Origin of the sequence: Streptomyces flavalbus (genome assembly GCF_042674625.1) — a bacterium.
In the GTDB taxonomy this organism is placed as follows: Bacteria; Actinomycetota; Actinomycetes; order Streptomycetales; family Streptomycetaceae; genus Streptomyces; species Streptomyces flavalbus.
Genome location: NZ_JBHTEB010000001.1, coordinates 6,224,942 through 6,243,759, shown reverse-complemented (window position 1 = coordinate 6,243,759; position 18,818 = coordinate 6,224,942). Strand labels below are relative to the sequence as shown.

16 protein-coding genes and 1 pseudogene are annotated in these 18,818 nt (G+C 72.6%); 4 read left to right on the top strand and 13 right to left on the bottom strand.

From position 1 onward, the window contains the following. Positions 1-24 precede the first annotated feature (24 nt). The 7 genes from ACFQZ6_RS27965 to ACFQZ6_RS27935 all read right to left on the bottom strand — a co-directional run bounded on the left by ACFQZ6_RS27965 (position 25) and on the right by ACFQZ6_RS27935 (position 9,556). Positions 25-1,152, bottom strand: a complete 1,128-nt coding sequence (locus ACFQZ6_RS27965) for an aminopeptidase P family protein (protein ID WP_381614211.1) — start codon at positions 1,150-1,152, stop codon at positions 25-27. A gap of 132 nt (positions 1,153-1,284) precedes the next feature. Next, positions 1,285-1,956, bottom strand: a complete 672-nt coding sequence (locus tag ACFQZ6_RS27960) for a PDZ domain-containing protein (protein ID WP_381614208.1) — start codon at positions 1,954-1,956, stop codon at positions 1,285-1,287. Between the two features lie 108 nt (positions 1,957-2,064). Continuing rightward, complete coding sequence (gene cyc2, locus ACFQZ6_RS27955) at positions 2,065-4,224, bottom strand: germacradienol/geosmin synthase Cyc2 (RefSeq protein WP_381614205.1); 2,160 nt, start codon at positions 4,222-4,224, stop codon at positions 2,065-2,067. Between the two features lie 94 nt (positions 4,225-4,318). Beyond that, on the bottom strand, positions 4,319-5,485 hold the full coding sequence (locus tag ACFQZ6_RS27950) for a damage-control phosphatase ARMT1 family protein (protein ID WP_381614202.1): 1,167 nt from the start codon (positions 5,483-5,485) through the stop codon (positions 4,319-4,321). Positions 5,486-5,536: 51 nt separating this feature from the next. Continuing rightward, positions 5,537-6,184, bottom strand: coding sequence for a ScbR family autoregulator-binding transcription factor (locus ACFQZ6_RS27945; RefSeq protein WP_381614199.1), 648 nt, complete (start codon positions 6,182-6,184; stop codon positions 5,537-5,539). A 288-nt stretch (positions 6,185-6,472) separates the two neighbouring features. Then, the gene (locus ACFQZ6_RS27940; protein WP_381614196.1) at positions 6,473-8,269 is read right to left on the bottom strand and encodes a S8 family peptidase; all 1,797 of its coding nucleotides are present in this window, start codon (positions 8,267-8,269) and stop codon (positions 6,473-6,475) included. 327 nt (positions 8,270-8,596) lie between these two features. Beyond that, positions 8,597-9,556, bottom strand: a complete 960-nt coding sequence (locus ACFQZ6_RS27935; RefSeq protein ID WP_381614194.1) for an ABC transporter substrate-binding protein — start codon at positions 9,554-9,556, stop codon at positions 8,597-8,599. A 239-nt stretch (positions 9,557-9,795) separates the two neighbouring features. Here ACFQZ6_RS27935 and ACFQZ6_RS27930 point away from each other — a divergent pair, with 239 nt between their 5' ends. The 4 genes from ACFQZ6_RS27930 to ACFQZ6_RS27915 are packed head-to-tail and all read left to right on the top strand — an operon-like array spanning position 9,796 to position 13,840. Continuing rightward, complete coding sequence (locus ACFQZ6_RS27930; protein ID WP_381614191.1) at positions 9,796-12,282, top strand: sensor histidine kinase; 2,487 nt, start codon at positions 9,796-9,798, stop codon at positions 12,280-12,282. Beyond that, entirely contained in the window at positions 12,279-12,758 is a 480-nt protein-coding gene (locus tag ACFQZ6_RS27925) for a roadblock/LC7 domain-containing protein (RefSeq protein WP_360224763.1), read from the top strand. The genes ACFQZ6_RS27930 and ACFQZ6_RS27925 overlap by 4 nt, the downstream gene beginning before the upstream one ends. A 46-nt stretch (positions 12,759-12,804) precedes the next feature. After that, on the top strand, positions 12,805-13,254 hold the full coding sequence (locus ACFQZ6_RS27920) for a DUF742 domain-containing protein (RefSeq protein ID WP_381614188.1): 450 nt from the start codon (positions 12,805-12,807) through the stop codon (positions 13,252-13,254). After that, a complete protein-coding gene (locus tag ACFQZ6_RS27915; RefSeq protein WP_381614186.1) occupies positions 13,241-13,840 on the top strand; it encodes a GTP-binding protein in 600 nt (199 codons plus the stop codon). Before ACFQZ6_RS27920 ends, ACFQZ6_RS27915 begins: the two co-directional genes overlap by 14 nt. A 53-nt stretch (positions 13,841-13,893) precedes the next feature. Here the strand turns inward: ACFQZ6_RS27915 and ACFQZ6_RS27910 are convergent, their stop codons facing one another. The 6 genes and pseudogenes from ACFQZ6_RS27910 to ACFQZ6_RS27885 form a co-directional block, all read right to left on the bottom strand. After that, on the bottom strand, positions 13,894-14,562 hold the full coding sequence (locus tag ACFQZ6_RS27910) for an ABC transporter permease (protein WP_381614183.1): 669 nt from the start codon (positions 14,560-14,562) through the stop codon (positions 13,894-13,896). After that, positions 14,559-15,245 carry an ABC transporter permease gene (locus ACFQZ6_RS27905; RefSeq protein WP_381614180.1) on the bottom strand — a complete coding sequence of 229 codons (687 nt, stop codon included), beginning with the start codon at positions 15,243-15,245 and terminating at the stop codon, positions 14,559-14,561. Before ACFQZ6_RS27905 ends, ACFQZ6_RS27910 begins: the two co-directional genes overlap by 4 nt. Beyond that, positions 15,242-16,381, bottom strand: coding sequence for an ABC transporter ATP-binding protein (locus tag ACFQZ6_RS27900; protein WP_381614177.1), 1,140 nt, complete (start codon positions 16,379-16,381; stop codon positions 15,242-15,244). The genes ACFQZ6_RS27905 and ACFQZ6_RS27900 overlap by 4 nt, the downstream gene beginning before the upstream one ends. Positions 16,382-16,454: 73 nt before the next feature. Then, positions 16,455-16,817: pseudogene (locus tag ACFQZ6_RS27895) on the bottom strand (FAD:protein FMN transferase); the annotation flags it as partial. 55 nt (positions 16,818-16,872) lie between these two features. Then, positions 16,873-17,985, bottom strand: a complete 1,113-nt coding sequence (locus ACFQZ6_RS27890; protein WP_381614175.1) for a sensor histidine kinase — start codon at positions 17,983-17,985, stop codon at positions 16,873-16,875. Between the two features lie 3 nt (positions 17,986-17,988). Further along, on the bottom strand, positions 17,989-18,717 hold the full coding sequence (locus ACFQZ6_RS27885) for a response regulator transcription factor (protein WP_381614172.1): 729 nt from the start codon (positions 18,715-18,717) through the stop codon (positions 17,989-17,991). Positions 18,718-18,818 lie beyond the last annotated feature (101 nt).

Below are 18,818 nucleotides of genomic sequence, written 5' to 3'. Positions count from 1 at the left end.
GGACGTGCGGGTTCGCGGGGACGGTCAGTCCACTACCACCATCTCGCGCGTGGTGTCGTTCAGGCGACGTCCGCCGTCCTCGGTGACGGTGACGATGTCCTCGATGCGCACCCCGAAGCGGCCGGGCAGGTAGACGCCGGGCTCGACCGAGAAGCACATGCCGGGCACCAGGGGCAGCTCCTCGCCCTCGATCATGTACGGCGGTTCGTGGGTGGTGACGCCGATGCCGTGGCCGGTGCGGTGGATGAAGTACTCGCCGTACCCGGCGTCGCTGATGACCGCGCGGGCGGCCCGGTCGACCTCCTGGCAGGCGACACCGGGCCTGACCGCCCGGAAACCGGCCTCCTGGGCCTCCCGTACGAGGTCGTGGACCCGGCGTTCCTCGTCGCTGGGCTCCCCGACGTGGACGGTGCGGGAGGTGTCGGAGCCGTAGCCGTCGCGCAGCCCGCCGAAGTCCAGGACGACCATGTCGCCGTGCCGGATCACGCGGTCGGCGGCCTCGTGGTGCGGGTTGGCGCCGTTCGGTCCCGAGGCGACGATGGTGAAGTCGACCTGGTCGTGGCCGAACCGGCGCAGCAGGTCCGCGAGGTCGGCGGCGACCTCGGACTCCCGACGGCCGCTGAAGGGAACCTTCCGGATCTCCTCGAACGTCGCGTCGGCGGCCGCTCCCGCGGCTGCCATCAGGTCCAGTTCCGCGGCGTCCTTGACGGCGCGCAGCATGGGCAGCGCCGTGGTGAGGGCGGCGTAGGAGGTGCCCGGCACGGCCTGCTGGAGGGCCAGCAGGTGCAGCGCCCAGGCGTTGTCGCTGATGCCGAACCGGCCGCCCGCGCCGAGCAGGTCGGCGGTGGCCGCGTAGGGGTCGACGCCGTCGGTCCAGTCGCGCAGGGTCAGCGCGGGCGCGCCCGCCGCCTTGGCCGCGTCGGGGGCCTCCAGGGCGGGCACGACGAGCGTGGGGGTGCGCCCGGCGGCGAGCACCAGCAGGGTGAGCCGCTCGGTGACGGCGGGCGGCGCGTACCCGGTGAGCCACACCAGGTCGGGGCCCGGGGCGACCAGCAGGCCCGCGAGTCCCACGTCGGTGGCGGCCCGCGCGGCACGCTCCATGCGGGCCCGGTAGGTGTCGGCGCTGAAGGGCGCGGGCGCGGTGCCGGTCATCCGGGCCTCCGTGGGTCGGTCGGGAGAGCTACGAGCAGCATCCTGCCCGCAGGCGGGAGGCGGCGCGAGCCGGTTTGCCGGATGGGGCGTATCCGGTCGTATCCCTTTCCCGTGGGGAGGCGCCGGGGTCGCTCACACGACGACGCCGGGCCGCACCGTGAGCTGCTGGTAGCCGCCGCTCTCGTGCCGGACCGTGATGACCGTGGCCTCCCCCGGCTGGGTCCCGGCGACGGCGCGCGCGAGGTCGGTCGCGGAGTCGACGCGCTGGCCGCCGAAGGTGAGCAGGACGTCGCCGCGGACCAGGCCCGCCGCGTAGCCGGGGCCGGGCACGTGGACGCCGATGACCAGGGCGCCGGACTTCTCGGCGTCCAGGACCTCCAGGCCGAGGGTGGCGCGGGCGGCCGGGGGTGCGGGCGGCGCCGGTGCGGACTTCGGGGACGTGGTCGGGGGCGGCGACGCGGGGGCGCTGGGCGCGGCCGGTGCCGTGGCGGTGCCCGGGGCGCCCGGCCGCCCGGCCTGCCGCTGGACGTCGGCGAGCTTGCTCATGCCGATCACCGTGGCGCCGACGGTGCCGAGGCCGACGCCGGACAGCACCAGGACCGCGCCGACGAGCAGGCCGAAGAGCAGTGTCGTCAGCCGTCGGCCCCGGCGCCGCGCGGCGTGCGGGCGGCGCCGGGCCCTGCCGAAGCGGGAGCGGGTGCCGGGGCCCTTGGCGGGGCCGGACCCCTTGGCGGGGCATGTGCCGGTGTCGGTGCCGGGCTCCTGGCCGGGCATCGGCTTGGGACGCAGCGCGGTCTGTTCCATGGATCGCCTCCGGCTGATGCACTACCCCCGGCACTGGCGCACGACGTGCCACGAACGAGTGAGACTGACCCCGCGCCAGGGGCGGAAGGGTCCGCGGCCCACCCGGGGTCAGCCCACGGTGAGCGGCGGGGCCGGGGGCCGGTCGGGGACGAAGCCGTGGGCGCGGCGGGCGAGGTAGTCGGCCTGGTAACGCGGCACGTTGCGGTGCCAGTTGAGGATGCCCGCCATCCAGTTCTCCAGGGCGGTCACATAGCCGTCGAGCATCCCGCGAACCTCGCCCGACAGCGCGAAGTCCTCGCAGACGACCGGCAGTTCGGTCTTGACGACGTGCTGGAACTGCCGCATCCGCTGGTTCAGCAGATCGCCGACGATGGAGAGCGCGGTCGGGTAGTCGCAGCCGAAGAAGTGCTGCACCACCAGGACGGAGTTGTGGATCTCGCCCTCGTACTGGATCTCCTTCTGGTACGAGAACACGTCGTTGACCAGGCAGGCGTAGTCCATGGCGGCGTTCTCCAGGGAGCGCACCGGCCCGCTGCGGTACACCTCCGGGGGGATCGCGGGGCCGTGGCCCATCCGGCACAGGCTCATGGTGAGGTCGGAGCCGAAGGTGGAGCGGCGCATCTCCAGGTAGTCGACGGGGTCGGGGACGCGGTTCTGGATCTGGTTGGACAGCTCCCACAGCCAGCTCTCCGTCATCACGTTCACCGCGGCCTTGAGGTTGCGGCGGGCCGCCTCGTCCATCGGGGCGGTGGTGCGCCGCCACAGGTCGGTCAGGGCCCGCTCCATGGCGTTGGCGGGGACGAGGGGCTCCTCACCGGCCACCGGCATACAGGCGGCGAGGCGGGCGGTGGTGAGCCGGGCGGCGGCGAGGTCGCGGCGGTGGCCGTAGACGAGGGGGTAGTAGTCGTCGCCGTAGGTGCCGAAGGCCAGCCACTGGGAGCTGAGGTCGAGGGCCTCGGAGGTGCCGTCCGGGTCGAGTCCCGCGGCGCACAGCGGCAGGTCGCAGGAGTCGAGCTTGTCCTCGTCCCAGACGCCCTCGCTGAGCATCCCCATGGTCTCGGCCCAGGGCAGCAGTCGGCGCCGCGCCCCGTCCAGGTCGGCGTTGAGCCGGACCTGGAACGGCATGAGGATGTCGGGGACGCGGGAGGGGCCGACCTTCTCGAACGGCACGTGGGTGTAGGCGCGCAGCCGCTCGGCCCCGGCGGCGGCGAGCAGCGCGCGGACGTCGGCGCCCGAGGTGCCGAGGCCGGTGAGGGCGCGGCTCCACGGGGTGGTGGTGGCCCTCTCGTTCATGTAGCGGCTGGAGCGCAGGTGCCACTCGTGGCCGCCGGACTGCCAGTCCTGGAGTCCCTTGGTGTACGCGGCGACCGCGGCGACCTCGGCGGGGGTCAGGCCCCGCTCGGCGGCGAGGGCGGGCACTTCGGTGAGCGCGGTGTGCTCGAACTGGTGCAGCCGGGAGGTGAGGATGTCGTTGACGGTGTCGGCGGCCTCCTGCGTGGTGCAGCCGAAGAAGGTCTCCACCACCAGCACGCCGTTGCTGTTCTCCCCCTCGTCCTCGACCTCGCGCTGGTAGGAGAACAGGTCGTTGCGCAGGTGCACGCCGTCGGAGAACGTCTCCATCAGCACCCTGAGCGGCCTGGATTCGGCGACGGCGGCGGGCACCTCGGCGGTGGCGTACTCCACGAGCCCGGCCGACCAGGGCGCGCCGCCGACCTTGCGGCGCATCTCGATGTACTCGACCGGGTTGGCGATCCGCCCCTCGTTGATGTTGGACAGCTCCCACAGGGACTCGTTCAGCAGGTGCTCGGTGGCGACGGCGAAGCGGCGGCGCCACTCCGTCGACATCGACGGCACGGTCCGCGCCCACAGGTCCGCGAGCCCCGCCTCCACCGGGTTCTCCGGCTCCGGCACGGCGGTGGCGAGGTCCAGCGGCATGAACAGCGGCAGCCGGTCCAGGTGCGCCTTGCCGCCCGCCCGGTCCTGGGTGCGCTTGAACAGCTCCAGGAAGTGGTCGTCGAAGAAGAAGACCCACACGTACCAGTCGGTGATCAGGGAGAGCGCCGGGCCGTCGCAGTCGGGGTGGGTGTAGGCGCACAGCAGGCCGTAGTCGTGCGCTTCGAGGTCCGGCTGCTCCCAGACCCCGGAGCCTTCCAGCATCCCCATCTCGCGCGCCCACGCGGTGGAGTGCGCGCGGGCCTCCTCGACATGCGGGTTGAGCCGCGCGGGGTACGGCATGTAGAAGTGCGGGAGTTCGAAGGGCTGCGTCATGGCCGGGGGCTACCCGGGGCCGTACGGTGCCATCCGCCCGCCGGGACATGATCACACCATCGCGTGAATCACCCGGAATTCACGGTCCTCGCGCTCAGGTCCGTACCTGGATCAGGGCGTGGCTGCCCGCCGTCCGCCAGCGGTCGCCCTCGGCGGCGTCCAGCGCGGCCTCGGTGCGGGCGTCGAGGCCGCAGATGACGTCGGACTTCAGGGTGCGCAGCGCGGCGACCGGGCCGGGGAAGTGGGCGGTGAGGTCGGCGAAGGGCGTGGTCGGCGGCCAGCGCCGGTCGCCCACCAGGCGGCGGTAGTTGAGGTCGCCCTTGACGACGGTCAGCGCGGCGGCGCCGAACTCGGCGCGCAGGTCGGCGGGCAGGTCCGTAAAGGGCAGGGGCGCGGCGGCGAACGGGGGGGCGCGCAGCACGAGCCGCCCCTCCCCCAGCGCGTCCCACAGCCGCCGCCCGTACGCCGCCGCGGCACCCGGCGCCGCGCGGAGCCGCCGCAGGGCGTCGAGTACGTCGGCGGCGGTGGCGTCGGAGACGTAGTACGGGTACGGCTTGACGTAGAGCACGGCCCGTTCGACGAGCCGTCGGTGGAGGACGTGGGCGATGAGCAGCAGGTCGGGGACGAGTTCGCGGCCCGCGTTGTCAGCGATCAGGCAGAGGATGCCGGTGCCGGTGAGCAGGGGCCACAGGGCGTCGCTGTCGTCGGCGACCAGCGCGGGCACCGGACCGGCGGCGTCGGCGCCCGCCGCGGAGAGCCGGAAGCCGAGGTCGGCGCGGTTGCCCCACAGGGAGCCGTGCAGCAGGGCGGTGGCCGCCTCCGGGGCCGGGCGGCCCTCCAGGTCGTCGAGCGCGGCGAGTTCCGCGTCGGTCTCCGGGGCGTCGAGTTCGGTGAGCTTGGCCGGGCGGAAGGGGTCGATGCCCTGCCAGGGGCCGGGGGCGAAGTAGCCGACGGCGTCGAGGAGTCGCCGGTAGAAGTAGCTCTCGGACCACAGCCAGGGCGCCGCGAACCAGGAGCGGCCGGTGTGCTCGCCGAGGCCCCAGGCCGACCAGCGGTCGCGGTCGTGCGCGGCGTCGGGGAGCGGTTCGACCACGCCCTTGAGGCAGCTCGCCAGCAGCGCGTCGAGGGCGCGGTGCCGCTCGGGGTCGTACGGGAAGGCGTCCCGCACCTGCTGGATGATCGCGGGGTGCCGCTCGGCCAGGACGGAGTACGGGAAGGACCCGGGCACGTCACCGAGGATCACGGGCGGGGTGTCGGACATGCGGCTCACGCTACCCGCGCGCCCCGGCCGGTCGCTGGGGGGCGCGGCCCGTCACACGGTGCGGGTCTCGCGTTCCAGTTGGGCGGCGAGGCTGAGGTAGCGGGGGCGGCGGGTCACCGGGACCAGGGCGCGGACGAGGAACCGCCACATCTCGGCGACCCGGCGGGGCAGCCGGGTGTGCGGTTCGAGGGTGCGGCCGGTGACCCGGGTGCCGACGAGGAAGCTCACCAGGGCGTGGGCGGCGGCCTCGACGTCGGTGTCGGGATGGACGTCGGCCTCCTTGACCGCGCCGCGGAACCGGGCCGAGGCCAGGTCGAGGAGTTCCGTGAACGGGTGTGGCAGCGGCGGCCGTACGGCCATCCCGGAGGAGGCGAGCCGCAGTCCCGCGCGGGCGACCGGCAGGTCCACCGCGAGCCGGGTGAGCTGGAAGGTGATCCGCATCAGCGCCTCCAGCGAGGAGCAGCCGGTCTCCTCCACCTCATGGGCCAGCCGCCGCAGGGTCCGGGACTGGAACTCCATGATCTCGTGCGCCAGGTCCTCCTTCGCGGCGAAGTGGAAGTACAGGGCTCCCTTGGTGACCCGGGCGTGTTCGACTATCTCGCTCAGGCTGGTGGATTCGTAGCCGCGACAGTCGAAGAGGTCGGCGGCGGCCTCGATGATCGTCGCGCGGGTCTGTTCGGCGCGTAACTGCCTCGCCATGGCCTGGACTCCCCTGAAAAGTACGGGTCACACCGTATTTTTGTTACCGCGCGCACACGATAACTCACCGGGCTCCGCAACCCTAGAGGGTGGTCGAGAGTCTGACCAGCGTACGACGGTACGCGAAGAGCCCGCCCCCAGGGTCCACAGTGCTGAACTATACGGGGTGGGCGGTTTGATAATGTGCGCGAAATGGCTGGTGGCTGACCGCATATGACAGAAAGGCGGGCCGACCGGTGCCCATCCGCACCGGTCGGCCCGCCCGTCGAGGGAGCCTTGAGAAAAACCTCAGAACGTTAGCTTCCAGCCGTTGAGCCTGCCGGTGTCCTGCGCGTAGAGGTCCTGCACCCGCAGCTTCCAGGTGCCGTTGGCGGTCTCGGCGGAGGCGTTCACGGTGTAGGTGGCCACGACGTTGTCCGCGGAGTCCGAGGAGCTGGCGGACTTCAGCCGGTAGGCCGAACCGTCCGGGGCGACCAGGTCGATGACGAGGTCACCGCGGTAGGTGTGGGTGATGTCCACCCCGACCTGGAGGGTCGAGGGCGCGTTGCCGCTGCGCCCGCTGACGGTGATCGGGGACTCGATCGCCGTACCGGCGTCGGGGATGGACACGGCGGTGGTGGAGCTGTAGGTGGCGCCGCCGGTCGAGCCGCCGCCGCTGACCGCCTGCACCGTCCGGGCCGCGTCGGCCAGCCCGGCGCCGCAGCCGCCCGAGCAGGCGCCGGGCAGGGCCCGCGAGTTGGTCTTGATCGCGGACTCGATCTGGGCGGGGGTCAGCGCGCTGTTCGCCGACTTCATCAGCGCCGCCAGGCCCGCGATGTGCGGGGCGGCCATGCTGGTGCCCTGGTAGTAGGCGTAGGACTCGGCGCCCGGTGCCTGGGTGCCGGAGTTCAGGGTGGAGTAGATGCCGTTGGCGGTGGTGGTGCGGGTCTCGCCGCCGGGGGCCGCGATGTCCACGACCGTGCCGTAGTTGGAGTAGTAGGCACGGGCGCCGGAACGATTCGTCGCCGCCACCGAGATGACGTTGGCGCAGCTCGCGGGCGAGTAGTTGGCCGCGTTGGCATTGCTGTTGCCCGCCGCGACGACGACGGTGGTGCCGCGGCTCACGGCGGCGTTGATGGCGTTCTGGGTGGCCGTGGTGCAGGAACCGCCGCCGCCGAGGCTCATGTTGATGACCTTGGCGACGTTGGTGTTGGCGGGCACGCCGGAGACGGTGCCGCCGGACGCCCAGGTGATGGCGTCGATGATGTCGGAGTCGTAGCCGCCGCACTTGCCGAGCACCCGCAGCGGGGAGACCTTGGCGCCGTACGCGACGCCCGCGACGCCCTTGCCGTTGTTGGTGACGGCGGCGATGGTGCCCGCGACGTGCGTGCCGTGCCAGGAGGAGCCGTAGGCGGGGTCACCGGCCTGGCACTCGTTGGCGGCGGTCCAGTCGCCGGGGTCGGCCGGGTTGCTGTCGCGCCCGCCACCGTCGTTGGCGACGGTCGCGTCGGAGATGAAGTCGTACCCGCCGACGATGTTCGCGGCGAGGTCGGAGTGGGCGACGTAGCCGGTGTCGATGACGGCGACGGTCACGCCGCTGCCGGTGGCGACGTCCCACGCGCCCGGCACGTTCATGCCCGCGGTGGCCTCGAACAGGTCCCACTGCTTGCCGTAGTCGGTGTCGTTCGGGGTGGCCAGCGGCTTGTTGAGGCGGTCCGGCACGACGTAGGCGACCTGGGGGTCGGCCTCGTACTCGGCGATGACGTCGGCGACGCCCGCGCGGGTGGTGTCCTCGGCGAGGCCGACCAGGGCGGCGCCGGTGCCGAGGCGGCGCTCGAAGTCGAGGCGCTCGCCCGCCTTCTCGCCCTTGGCGGCGGCGTCGGCGGAGGCGGCCCGGTTGGATCTGGCCTCCTCGGCGCCGGACTTGTAGCCGACGATGAGGCGTTCGGCGGTGGTGCCGGGGGCGGCCTCGGTGAGCGCGGGGTCCGCCTGGGCGACCGCCGTGGCGGCGGTGGCGCCGGTGAGCAGGGCGGCGGAGAACGTGGACGCCGCGGCGACGGACACCAGCTTCCGCCGGAGCGTGGGGGATGTGGGGGTTATTCGCATGGGCTTGCCCTTCGTGGCCGTGCTCCGGGCAGCGCGGAGCGGCGGTCGGTCGCCTCTTCGTCGAGGCGGAGGGGAGTTGGTGCGAAGCCGTCCCGGTGGGGATGTTCTCTGTGGGTCGGCTGTGACCGAACGATAGGCAAGGGGTTACTGGTGGGGATACGGGGGAAACCCTCGATCCGGCCGGGAACTGACCCTCTATGTCAACCAGTTGACCGAGGTTGTCCACTTTGGGCTCACCCGTGGGACACCCACGCCGGACACCAGAACGCGCTGTGGGCGCCCCCGGTGACCGGGGGCGCCCACAGCGCGCGGTGCGTACGGCGCGGGTCAGTCCAGACCGACGGAGTTCAGCCAGGCCTTGGCGACGTCCAGCGGGTCCTTGTTCTCCAACTGCACCTGGGAGTCCAGGTCGAGCAGCGTCTTGGTGTCCAGCTTGGCGGAGACCGCGTTGAGGGCGTCGATGCCCTCCTTGGACAGGTCGCCCTCGTGGACCAGCGGGGTCACGTTGGCGAAGCCGAAGAGGTTCTTCGGGTCCTTGAGGACGACGAAGCCCTCCTTGGTGATGGTCGGGTCGGTGGTGAAGATGTCCGCGGCCTGCACGGTGTTCTTGGTGAGCGCGGCCTGGGTGAGCGGGCCGCCCGCGTCGAGGGCCTTGAAGGACTTGAACTTCAGCCCGTACTCCTTCTCCAGGCCGATCAGCCCCTGGTGGCGGGTCTGGAACTCCGGGGAGCCGCCGATGACCAGGTCGGGGGCGATGTCCTTGAGGTCGGCGAGCGTCGACTCACCGGTGAGGCCGTGCTCCTCGGCGGTCTCCTTGTTGATGGACACCGAGTCCTTGTCCTCGGCGGGCGCGGAGTCCAGCAGCGTCAGCTTGGCGTCGAGCTTGGTCTCGACGGCGGCGTTCACCGCCTCCACCGACTTCTGCTCCGCGTCGGGGTCGAGGTAGGCCAGCAGCGAGCCGTTGTACTCCGGCAGCACGGTGATGGTGCCGTTCTTCAGCAGCCCGTACGTCGTCTCGCGGCTGCCTATGTTCGGCTTGTAGGTGACCTTGATGCCCTTGGCCTTGAGGGCCTCGCCGTAGATGTCGGCGAGGAGGATGCTCTCGGCGAAGTTGTTCGAGCCGACGACGACGCTGCTGCCGTCCGCCTTGTCCTCCGCCAGCGGGTCGTCGCCCGAGTCGTCGTCGGAGCCGCAGCCCGCCGCGACGAGGGCCGCAGTGAGGGCGAAGGCGACGGTGGCCACGCGGCGCCTCTTGATGGACCAACTGCTCTTCACTGTAGAAGTCACAATTCCCGTTCCGGGGCTAGCGATTTGGTGGGGCGGGCGGCAGTCCTGCGCCGTCAACTGATCCAATCCAGCTCTTTCTCGGTCAGTCAAGTGTGGTCAGGTCACCAATTGGCGTCGATCCGAACCGAGCAGGTTGTAACGGATTCTTGACATGCAGTGGTGATCGATCACCACAAGAGACGATAGTCTCCCCGCTGTTGACCTCCGGCCACTCGCGACACCCCCAAGAAGGAGGCCCGGTGTCCACGAACGAGGGGCGCGGACTGCGCGGCTTCGCCGACCGCTGGCCGTTCCGACGCAAGCTCAACGTCCTCGTGGGCGTGCCGCTCGCGGGACTCGCCGTACTGCTCACCTACCTGATCGCCGACCAGGTGGACCAGGCCCGGGACGCGGCGGAGTCGGCCCAGCTCGTGCGGGACAGCATCCAGGTCGCGGAGCTGGTCGACCGGGTGGCGACCGAGCACCAGCAGGCCATCCTGCTCTCGGTGCGCCACGAGGCGTCCGGCCCCGGCACCCGGCCCTCCACCGCGGGCTACGAGGACGCGCAGAAGGCCGTCGACGCACAGGTGGAGAAGGTCCGCGAGACCTTCGGGGACCGGCTGCCGGAGACCGAGGCGCAGGCCCTGCGGGAGGTCAACGGCCTGGACAGCCTGCGGGCGACGATCGCGCAGGGCTATCTGCCCGCCGACAACATCGACCCGGCCTACACGGGCGCCTCCATGGGCCTCATCGACGGTCTCGGCCTGGACCGCACCACCCCGCTGGCGACCTCCTACACCGGCAGCCTGCTGGACTCGCTGCTGCGCGCCGACGCCGCCCACAGCGCCTTCGAGACCAGCGTGTTCTCCGCGACGACCGGTGACTCCAACGCCCTGATCGAGTTCATCAGCGCGGTCGGCTCCTACGACGTCTACACCAACCAGGCCGAGCGGTTCGCCCGGTTCGCCTCCGAGGAGCAGACGGCCGAGCTGCGCGGCATCGAGCACAGCCCGGCGCAGGCGACCATCGTGCGGCAGTACGCCGAACTCCAGATCGACCCGAGCAACCTCCAGGCCGGGACGCCGGAGGAGATCCGGGAGAAGTTCACCAGCGCGCTCGCCGCCTACCCCGCCTACCGGCAGCAGGCGCAGACCCGGCTGGAGATCACCGCCTCCCTCATCGACCAGATCGCCGACCGCGCCGACGAGGCGTCCAACGACGCCTGGTGGAACGCCGGATGGCTGCTGGGCAGCGCCGTGTTCGGCTTCGTGCTGTGGCTCGCCTTCTCCGTCGTCGTACGGCGGTCCGTGGTGCGGCCGGTGCAGGCGCTGACCGGGGCTGCCCGGCAGGTCGCGGAGGTGGCCGGGCGGGAGCTGGCGCGGGTCGCGGACGACGACACCGAGGACGACGCGCCGCCGCGGCTGAGCGAGGTGCCGGTCACCGCCCGCGACGAGATCGGTGACCTGGCCGAGGCGTTCAACCACGTCCAGACCACCGCGGCGGCGCTGCTGGAGCGCCAGGTGCTCAGCCGCCGCAACGTCGCGGAGATGTTCGGCAACGTGGGCCGCCGGGTCAGCAACCTCACCACCCGGCAGCTCACCCTCATCGACGCGGTCGAGCGCGGGGAGACCGACCCGGCGCTGCTGGAGCGCCTCTACCGCATCGACCACATCGCGGTCCGGCTGCGCCGCAACGCCGACAGTCTGATGCTGCTGGCGGGCATCCGGGAGACGGTGCTCGGCTCCGGTCCGGTCGACCTCACCAACGTGGTGCGGGCCGCGCTCGGGCAGATCGAGGGCTACCAGCGGGTCGAGCTGCACGCCGGGGCCGAGATCGTGGTGGAGCCCGACATCGTTGGCGACCTGACGCTGATGGTGGCCGAACTCATGGAGAACGCGGTGTCGTTCTCGCCCGCGGACAGCCCCGTCGAGGTGACGCTGCACGCCGGTCCGGACGGCGGCGCGACGATCACCGTGACCGACCACGGGCTCGGCATGAGCGCCGAGCGGCTGGCCGAGGAGAACGCCCGACTGATCCGCCGTGAGCGGCTCGACCTGGTGCCGACGAAGGTCCTCGGCCTGTTCGTGGTCGGCACCCTCGCCCGCCGCTGGGAGATCGGCGTGACGCTCTCCCGCACCCAGGGCGGCGGAGTCACGGCGGAGGTGACCATCCCGGCGTCGCTGCTGCTGACCATGCCGAACCCGCTGGCGGCGGACTCCACGGCGGCGGAGACGGCGCCGCGGGACACCCCCGTCAGCGCCGAACCGGAGCCGCGGGCCCTCAGCGCCGGGCCCACGGCCCCCCGGCCCGCCATCGTCGCGGACGCCCCCGCGGCGGCCGAGGACGACGGCGCCGGGGACGCCGTACAGCCGCTGCCCCGGCGCGTCCCGCGGCGGGACGCGGACGCGGACGCGGCGTTCATCCCCAAGGCCAGGAACGGCGAGGAGGGCGGCGGGCCACGGCCGCTGCGGCGGCGGGTCCGGGGGGCCACGCTGCGCACGACGTCCGCCGAGGCCGAGCGGCAGGCGCTGCTGAAGGCCACGCCGCCCGCGGACGCGGAAGCGGTCCGCGACGCGCTGGAGGAGTTCGAGGCGGCCGTGGCGCGGGCCCACCGCGACAGCGACACCGGCAGCCACCCCGTTCCCCAGCGGCACGACACCCCCGACGCCCGTGCGTCGGCGCGCGCGCAGGACCAGCGCACGCCCGGCCACGGTCAGAACAACCTCCCGGAAGGAGCGGAGCAGTGAGCACGTCGACAGGTGGCACTCCCACGGGCGGCGGCAGCACGCCGGACGACCTGCGGGCCGCCGCAGCCGACTTCACATGGCTGCTGAACCGTTTTGCTACGGAGACCGCGGGTGTCGTCGACGCCATCGCCGTGTCCTCCGACGGACTGCTCATCGCGGTGGCGCAACTGCGTGAGCGGGCGCACTCCGAGCGGCTGGCCGCGATCGTGTCGGGGCTGACCAGCCTGGCCGCCGGGGCCTCCGGCAACTACGGCCTGGGCGCCCTGAACAAGGTCATCATCGATCTGGAGGGCGGCCACGTCCTGGTCTCCGCGATCGGCAGCGGCGCCGTGCTCGGCGTGGTCGCCGACAAGGAGGCCAAGCTGGGCAACATCGCCTACGAGATGACGCTGTTCGCCAACCGCGCGGGCGCCGCGCTCAGCCCGCAGTTGGTGCTGGAGCTGAAGAACACCGTCGGCGTCCCGTCGACGGGCTGACCGGGCGCGACACCGCTCAGGTCTGAGAGAAAGAGAAGAGCGAGCCATGGCGGACGACCGCACCCCGGGCGGTGCCGGGAAGGACGGCCTCCTGCCGCCCCCCGGCGCGGAGCCGGTCGCCCCGTTCCCCGCCGTACGGCCGTTCCTGCTCACCGCGGGCCGGGTGGCGGGCGCCGCGGCCGGTCCGCCGATCCCCGTGGAGACCCAGGTGGTCGCCACCGCCGAGGGGCTCGACGCGCTGGACGGGCTCTCCTTCGAACGGCATGACATCGTCGCCGCCTGCAGGCAGCCGCAGTCCATCGCGGAACTCGCCGCCCGGCTGCGGCTGCACCTCAACGTGGTACGGGTCCTCGCCGAGGACCTGCGCGCCGCCGGACAGTTGGCGGTGCACGTGCCGGACAGCGCCGCCACCCATGACGCGTCCGTACTGCGAAGGGTTATCGATGGCCTCCGCGCCATCCCCGACTCCCGGGGGGTACTCCGTGACACCGACTGAACCACTGACCGGCGCCGCGGCGGCCAGGACGGCCGTACGACCGCCGCTGCCGGTGAAACTGGTGATCGCGGGCGGCTTCGGGGTGGGCAAGACCACCGCCGTCGGGGCGATCTCCGAGATCGAGCCGCTGACCACCGAGGCCGCCATCACCGAGGTCGCGGCGGGCGTGGACGACCTGTCGCTCACCCCGCGCAAGTCGACCACGACCGTGGCGATGGACTTCGGCTGCATCACCATCGACCCGACGCTGAAGCTGTACCTGTTCGGCACGCCCGGCCAGGAGCGGTTCGGGTTCATGTGGGACGACATCGTCGAGGGCGCGGTCGGCGCGCTGGTCATCGTCGACACCCGCCGACTGGACGACTGCTACGCCGCCGTCGACTACTTCGAGCACAAGGGCGTCCCGTTCGCCGTGGCGATCAACGCCTTCGACGGGGTGGTGGAGCACTCCCTGAAGGAGGTCCGCTGGGCCCTGGACGTCTCCGAGGGCGTCCCCGTGCTGGCCTTCGACGCCCGGGAACGCGGCTCGGTGCGGGACGCCCTGCTGGTCGTCCTGGAACAGGCGCTGGCCCGCACCGAGGGCTGAGGGGCCGCCCCCCTCAGCCGCCCCCCTCCTCAGCCGCCGCCCCCGGCGGCGCCTCAGCCGCCGCGCCGTACGCCCGGGGAGACCGTGAGCCTGGCCACCGTCCAGAAGACGCCGAGGGTGGCCAGGGCGAGGACGGCGACCAGGGTGGCGCCGCCGACGACCTTCTCGTAGTCGCGCTGGTAGAGGCCGTCGACGATGTAGCGGCCGAGGCCGCCGAAGCTGACGTAGGCGGCGATGGTGGCGGTGGAGACGATCTGGATGGCCGCGGAGCGCAGCCCGCTGAGGATCAGCGGCAGCGCGACCGGGAGTTCGACCCGGAACAGCACCTCGGCCTCGTGCATCCCCATGCCGCGGGCGGCGTCGACGGGCGCCGGGTCGACGGAGCGCACCGCCTCGTAGGTGGTGACGAGGATCGGCGGTACGGCGAGCACCACCAGCGGGATCATCACCGGGGCGAGGCCGAGGCCGAGCAGCACGAACAGCAGCACCAGCAGGCCGAAGCTGGGCAGCGCGCGGGCGGCGGTGGCGATGAAGGCGAGGGTGTTGCCGCCGCGCCCGGTGTGCCCGGTGACGAGGCCGACGGGCAGTCCGATGGCGGCGGCGATGGCGAGGGCCTCCAGGGAGTACCCGATGTGTTCGAGGAACCGGGTCGGGATGCCGTCGTAGCCGTGCCAGTGGGCGCCGTCGGTGAAGAACGCCTCGATGAAGTTCAGTACGTTCACCGGGTGGCCGCCTTCGCTGCGATGGTGCGGTTGTTCCTGCCGCCGCCGCGCGGCATCCACGGGGTGACCAGGATCCGCAGCAGCACCAGGGCGGCGTCGACGAGGACGGCGAGGACGGCGGTGCCGATGACGGAGAGCCAGACCAGGCGCGGCTGGTTGTAGATCATGCCGCTGTTGAGCAGGTTGCCGAGGGCGCCCTGGTTGCCGATCAACATGCCGACGCTGACCAGGGAGATGCTGGAGACGGACGCCACCCGCAGTCCGGCGATGATGGCGGGCGCGGCGATCGGCAACTGGACCTGGACGTAGCGGCGTACGGGTCCGAAGCCCATGGCTGTGGCGGCGTCGAGGGTCTCGCGCGGCACCGAGCGGACGCCGTCGACGATGGCCGGGACGAACACCACCAGGCTGTAGACGGCGAGCGGGATCATCACGGTGAGTTCGCTGAGGCCGGTGTAGTCGATGAGGATGACGAAGAAGGCCAGCGACGGCACCGCGTACAGCACGGTCGTCACCCACAGCACCGGCGGGTACAGCCAGCGCAGCCGGACGCAGAGCTGGGCGACGGGCAGCGACAGCAGCAGCCCGGCGAGGACCGGGACCATGGCGAGCCGCAGGTGCAGCACGACGAGCCCCCAGTAGCTGTTCTGGAGGTCGCTGGGCATGTCGAACAGGCCGTTCATCGCGCGGCCTTCTCGACCGGCGCGGTGGTACGGCCCCGCGCGTGCGCCCCGCGGATCGCCTCGGCGATGGTCTGCTGGGAGACGACCCCGGCGGCGCGGCCCTCGGCGTCCACGGCGACGGCCCAGCCGGTGGGGGACAGCACGGCGCAGTCGAGGGCGGCGCGCAGCGAGTCGGTGCCCGCGGTGAAGGGCCGTCCGCAGGGCAGCAGCCGCGCCGGGTCGATGTCGCCCGCGGTCAGCCGCTCGGGTTCGGCCCAGCCGAGCGGGCGGCCGTCGAGGCCGGTGACGAGGAGGTAGGGCACGTCGGGCGTGGTGCGGGCGGCGATCTGCTCGGCGGTGGCGTCGACGGCGACGATCGGCCCGGTGAGCAGGTCGAGTCCGGCGGCCGGGAAGAAGGAGAGCCGCCGGATGCCGCGGTCGGCGCCGAGGAAGTCCTCCACGAACGCGTCGGCGGGGTCGGACAGCAGTTCGGCGGGCGGCGCGAACTGGGCGAGGTGGCCGCCGGTGCGCATCACGGCGACCATGGTGCCGAGCTTGACGGCCTCGTCGATGTCGTGGGTGACGAAGACGATGGTCTTGCCCAGCTCGGCCTGGATGCGCAGCAGTTCGTCCTGGAGGCCCTTGCGGACGACGGGGTCGACGGCGGAGAACGGCTCGTCCATCAGCAGCACCGGCGGGTCGGCGGCGAGCGCGCGGGCCACGCCGACGCGCTGCTGCTGGCCGCCGGAGAGCTGGTAGGGGTAGCGGCGGGCGAGCGCGGGGTCGAGGCCGACGCGTTCCATCAGCTCCCGGGCCCGGCCGCGGGCCTTCTGCTTGCCCCAGCCGAGCAGCCGGGGCACGGTGGCGATGTTGTCGAGGATCGTGCGGTGCTGGAAGAGCCCGGCGTTCTGGATGACGTAACCCATGGACCGGCGCAGGGTGTTGACCGGTTGCCGCAGGATGTCGGTGCCGTCGAGGAGGATCGTTCCCTCACTCGGCTCGACCATCCGGTTGATCATGCGCAGGGTGGTCGTCTTGCCACAGCCGGACGGGCCGACGAGGACCGTGATCGAGCGGTCCGGGATGTCGAGGGAGAGCCGGTCGACCGCCACCGTGCCGTCCGGGTACCGCTTGGTGACTGAATCTATCCGTATCAAAACGCCGAATACCCTTCGGGTTTGGCTGTCTCCGCCCACTTTCACCGCGGTCCGCGGGCCGTTGGGGGAGAGTCTAAACCGGTACCGGGAAGCCGGGAGTACGCAGCACCCGGCGTTCGGCGTCCACGGCGTACACCTCGCAGTTGGGGCGGGCGGCGGCCCATGCCACGCCCGCCGTGCCCAGCGCGTACGCCGCGGTGGCGGTGGTGTCCGCCTCGGTGAGGGTGGGGGCGAGGACGGTGACGCTGAGCAGCCCGGTCGCCGGGCGTCCGGTGCGGGCGTCGACGATGTGGTCGCCGCGCTCGTAGCGGGCGGAGGTCGCCACCGCCCCGTCGGTCACCTCCGCCACCGCGCACAGCCGGTCGGCGTGGTCGGGGTGCCGTACGCCCACCCGCCAGGGCCCGCCGCCGACGACCACGTCTCCCCCGGCGTTGAGGCCGGCCCCGGGGCGCACGGAGTTCACGGTCCGGCTGCCCTTCCCCCGGCCGGGATCACACCTCCGCCGTCGGCAGGGTGACCTCGAACCGGCAGCCCCCGGTGACGTTGTGGACGGCGGCCCGCCCCTGGTGCGCCTCGACGATGCCCCGGACGATGGCGAGCCCGAGACCGGCGCCCGCGGGCGGCGTACGGGCGTCACTGCCGCGCCAGCCGGTGTCGAAGACGCGCGGCAGGTCCGCCTCGGGGATGCCGCCGCAGCCGTCGGTGACGGAGACCACGACGCCGTCCGGGCCCCGCTCGGCGGTCACCGCGACCGTGCCGTCGGCGGGCGTCCGCCGGATGGCGTTGACCAGCAGGTTGCCGAGCACCCGGCTCATCTCCTTGCCGTCCACCTCGACCGGCACCTGGTCGACCCGGTCGCCCACCAGCCGCACCCCGTGCTCGTGGGCGAGCGGCGCCGCGCCCGCGAGGGCGTCACCGACCAGGTCGTACACGGAGATCCGGGACGGGCTGAGGGCGAGGGCGCCCGCGTGGATGCGGGAGAGCTCGAACAGGTCGCCCACCATGACGTCCAGGCGCTCGACGGCGGCCCGCATCTGACGCAGATAGCGCTGCGGGTCGCTGGCCACGCCGTCCTCCAGCGCCTCGGACATCGCCCGCAGCCCGGCGAGCGGGGTGCGCAGGTCGTGCGAGATCCACGCGACCAGCTCCCGCCGCGAGGTCTCCAGCGCGCGTTCGCGGTCCCGGGACTCGGCGAGCCTGCGGCTGGTCTCCTCCAGCTCCCGGCTCAGCGCGGCGAGTTCGGCGGTGGCGGGACCGTCAGGGGAGGTGAAGTCGCCGCCGTCGCCGAAGGAGCGCGCGGCGAGGGTGAGGGCGCGGCTGCGGGCGACGACCCAGCGGCCGAGCAGCAGGGCGGTGCCGAGGGAGACGACGGCGGCCATCGCGACCACGGTCGTCACCACGCTCAGGTCGTGCGACGACAGGAACATCGCCCGCGCGACCGCGAGGGTCCCGGCGAGCATCGCGCCCACGGCGACCGCCGCGACGACCGTGACGTGCGCGATCAGCGACCGGCGCCGGATCATCCGCAGCACCCCGGCGCCGACCACCCCGGCGGCGGCGGCGCCGAGGAAGGCGAAGAAGGCGATGAGGAGGGTGTCACGCACGGGTCAGCCTTCCCCTGTTCCGGTGGCGTCGGCGGAGTCGAAGCGGTAGCCGACCCCCCACACCGTCTGGATGAACCGCGGCCTGGCCGGGTCGTCCTCGACCTTGCCGCGCAGCCGCCGCACGTGCACGGTCACCGTCGACAGGTCACCGAAGTCCCAGCCCCACACCTCCCGCATCAGCTCCTCCCGGCTGAACGCCCGCCCCGGGTGCCGCAGGAAGAACGCCAGCAGGTCGAACTCGCGGGTGGTGAGGGAGAGTTCCGTCGTCCCCTTCAGCGCCCGCCGCGCGGCCGGGTCGACGGTGAGTCCGGCACTGCTCAGCACCTCCGAGGGCTGACCCCCGGGCCGCGCCCTGCGCAGCACCGACCCGATCCGCAGCACCAGCTCACGCGGGCTGAACGGCTTGGTGACGTAGTCGTCGGCGCCGACCTCCAGGCCGAGGATGCGGTCGTCCTCGTCGCCGCGCGCGGTCAGCATGATCACCGGCACGGGGCCGTGCCCACGCATCCTCCGGCAGACCTCCAGGCCGTCCATGCCGGGCAGCATCAGGTCGAGCACCACCAGGTCCGGCCAGTGCGCCGCCGCCCGCGCCAACGCGTCGGGCCCGTCCCCGGCACGGTCCACGACGTACCCCGCCCGGTCCAGGTACCCCGACACGACCTCGGCCACGGTGGGATCGTCGTCAACGACCAGCACCCGCGCCCCCACCGCCCCACTCAACTGCTGCTCCATCCGGCCAGCGTCGCACTTCGGGGCCGGGGGTGGGACGGGCGGGCACGAATGTCCCGGATTCGTAAGGAGCCCACCCTTCACTGACCTGTGGACCGCGCGGA